The organism is Streptomyces sp. SID486, from assembly GCF_009865385.1.
In the GTDB taxonomy this organism is placed as follows: Bacteria; Actinomycetota; Actinomycetes; order Streptomycetales; family Streptomycetaceae; genus Streptomyces.
Genome location: NZ_WWJT01000180.1, coordinates 1 through 1,824, shown reverse-complemented (window position 1 = coordinate 1,824; position 1,824 = coordinate 1). Strand labels below are relative to the sequence as shown.

The following is a 1,824-nucleotide window of genomic DNA, read 5'->3' as shown; positions in this document are numbered from 1 at the left end:
GTCTCCGGTACGGCACGCCCGCCGCGCGTGCCGTACCGCCGAGGGGTGCCATGGTCTGGTCGCTGCTCCGCCGCCGGACCGCGCCCGGGCTCCCCGAGCCGGGCAGGTGCGAGCCCGGCCGGCACGTACTGGCCACCGAACGGCTGCTGCTGTTCACACCGCGGACCCGCCTGGACATGGTGGCCGGGCTCGCGGCGAGCGCGGACGCGGCGGCGCAGCGGTGGCTCGGCACCCAGGCGGACGAGGTGCTGCCCGACGCCGACACCCGCCGGGCCCTGCTGGCCTGGCGGCCCGCCGGTGACGACGGCCGCCGGATCCCCCGCGGTCTGGCCGAGCCGTACGCGCCCGGCCCGGACGACCCGTTCTTCCTGGTCTGCGTGCGCCGGTGCGACCTGAGCTACGCCGGCGGCCTCGAACTGCAGCACCGGACGGGTGAGATGGGCGGCTGGCTGGCCCCCGGCGTCCGGGGCCGGGGCCTGGGCGCGGAGCTGTTCCGCGCGGGCGTGGAACTGGCCCACGAACACGCCGGACTGGCCACCGTCCGGGCTGGTGCCGAGCCGGGGAACGCCGCGAGCCTGCGGGCCCTGGCGCGCGCGGGCTTCGTCCCCGACCGGGGTCCGGCCCGGCACACCCTGCCCGACGGCCGCGTGGTCGCCGCCGTCTGGCACCGGCACGACTGCGCGGCACCCCGCCGCTGCCACTGACCGCCCACGCATCCCCCGGAACCCGCCGGGCCCCCACAGCGCCGCAGCCCGGTGGCGCCCGCAACGCCGGCAACGCCCGCAACGCCCGCAGCGCCCGCAAGTCCGACACCGGCGCGGTACCGGCGCGGTACCGGCCGTGCCCCGTCGCCGGAGTGGACATATGCTGCGAAACACCGCACGCAAGGGAGGGCCCCATGCCCGACGCGCCCACCGGAAACGCCGCCGAGCTGACGCTCCGGCCGCTCGGCTTCGAACACCTGGCCGCCGTGCTGGAACTCGGCCACCGGGTGTACGACACCGATGCGATGCCCTACACCGGCTGGTCGCTGTCGGCCGTCGCCGGGCACCTGGACGCGCCGGATCCGGCCTGCCTGGTGCTGCTCGACGGTGACCGGGTCGCCGGGTTCGTGCTCGGTTCCCTGTCCTTCGAGCAGCGCGCCGACTGGGGGTATCTGGAGTGGATCGCCGTGGACCCCGGATACCAGGGACGCGGCGCGGCCTCCCGGCTGGTCGAGGAGTGCTGTGCGCGGCTTGCGGCGGCCGGCGCGGTGTGCGTCGTCACGGACGTGGAGCGCCGCAACACCGCGTCCGCCGAACTGATGCGCCGTAACGGCTTCGCCGAGGAGGCCACGGTGAGCCTCTTCGTACGGCCGCTCGCCGACGCGCCCGCGACCGGCGCGAGCCGGGCCCGCGAAGCCTCCGCTCCCCGACGCCATCTCACCCGCGCGGCGGCCGAACGCGTCCGCTGAGACGGAGGCTTCGCGGCCACCCGGTGCCCGGCGCGTCCATGCCGCTCGGCATGATGGACCGGTCACCGACCGGCCACCGATGAGGAACCGCCCGCCATGCCCGTCCCAGCCGACCCGACCGTCCTCCACCCGATGCCCGGGCAGCCGCGGGTCGTGCTGCTCAGGCCGCTGGTCACGTCCCCGCTGATCGAGGTCGGAGAGTACTCCTACTACGACGACCCCGACGACGCGACCGCGTTCGAGACGCGCAACGTGCTCTACCATTACGGCCCGGAGAAGCTGGTGATCGGGAAGTTCTGCGCGCTGGGCACGGGCGTGCGGTTCATCATGAACGGCGCCAACCACCGTATGGACGGCCCCTCGACCTTCCC

At 75.5% G+C, this 1,824-nt stretch carries 2 protein-coding genes and 1 pseudogene; all 3 read left to right on the top strand.

What is annotated here, in order from left to right:
- On the top strand, positions 1-704 hold a 704-nt coding region (locus GT045_RS08750), incomplete at its 5' end, for a GNAT family protein (RefSeq protein WP_237538468.1).
- A gap of 194 nt (positions 705-898) precedes the next feature.
- Positions 899-1,453 carry a GNAT family N-acetyltransferase gene (locus tag GT045_RS08745; RefSeq protein WP_161333823.1) on the top strand — a complete coding sequence of 185 codons (555 nt, stop codon included), beginning with the start codon at positions 899-901 and terminating at the stop codon, positions 1,451-1,453.
- Between the two features lie 96 nt (positions 1,454-1,549).
- Positions 1,550-1,824 (top strand): annotated as a pseudogene (locus tag GT045_RS08740) (antibiotic acetyltransferase); the annotation flags it as partial.

What these genes read in the sequence shown, in the direction of transcription:
- GT045_RS08745 (WP_161333823.1), top strand. Translation starts at nt 899, where the DNA reads ATGCCCGACGCGCCCACCGGAAACGCCGCCGAGCTGACGCTCCGGCCG.